Here is a 1030-nt window from a genome sequence, read left to right on the forward strand (position 1 = left end):
CCGATAACCATGCTTTCCGTCAAGTCGTGATTGACGCAACTTTCAGCCACTTGTTTGGTAAGTTGCAGATAGTGTTGGTTAAACAAAGATAAGTCATCACAGAAAGGAATATCACACGAACTTACCTCGCCCTTTCTGTTGGCGACAATGGTGTTTACTGCAATGGTATCGTACTGCATCAGTTTACCGCCAACGGGCAGCATATAAAATTCTTTCACGTCCCTTGCGGCTTTGCCGATGCACCAGCACATCAACATATTAAACTTCATGCCCGATTTCCGGCTGATTTTCACAAGGCGCGACACGTCGAGGGTCTTAAAGAACGTCACCATCGGCATGGGTGCGTTCATCCACATTTCAAAGGCGTATGCCCGGCCGGTTTCTTGGGGATTTACTTCTTTCATACTTAATGCTATTTTCATTTAATGAATCAGGAAGCAAAAGTAGGAGAAGCGTTTGACCCCGGATAGAACAAACGGGACATTTATACGGGATTGGTAAACAAATCGGAATACGGATTTGATACTTTCAGCAAAGACACGGGCGTATATCCGCAGAATTTCTTGAACTCCCGGATAAAGTGCGACTGATCGGCATAGCCGCTGACGTATGCTATTTGTGCCTGGTTGATTTCTTTGCCCGCTTGATGCTGCATCTGCGCCAAAGCCTTTTGGAAGCGGACGATACGGGTATATTCTTTGGGATTGATGCCTACAAATGAATGAAACAACCGCTCGAACTGTTTTTTGCTCAGGCAGGCAATGGAAGATAATTCGTTTACAGAGATTTGCGGAGTGATATACATTCGCTGTATGGCGGCATCTATCCTTTCCATTCTGTATGTGGTATCAGCTAAATTATCGGCAATTTGTGACACCAGCCATTTTTCTATATAGCTTATGCAAATAGAATTATTCTCACAGTCGAATATTCGTATAGCCAGTTCATTCAAACTTTTGTTTTCAATATCATAGCCCGAAACTTCCCGGTTGTAAAAAAGGGATGTCGGTATGTTCAGAAACATACTCAT

Annotated in this window: 2 protein-coding genes; both read right to left on the reverse strand. The window is 43.4% G+C overall.

Features of this window, described 5'->3' with window-relative positions; translation table 11 throughout:
* Positions 1-404 (reverse strand): CatA-like O-acetyltransferase (locus tag NSB03_RS20695; protein WP_257466639.1); only part of this gene is annotated, 404 nt, incomplete at its 3' end.
* 80 nt (positions 405-484) lie between these two features.
* Positions 485-1030 (reverse strand): helix-turn-helix domain-containing protein (locus NSB03_RS20700; RefSeq protein WP_024988913.1); only part of this gene is annotated, 546 nt, incomplete at its 5' end.

Source organism: Bacteroides acidifaciens (assembly GCF_024623065.1).
Lineage (GTDB): Bacteria > Bacteroidota > Bacteroidia > Bacteroidales > Bacteroidaceae > Bacteroides > Bacteroides acidifaciens.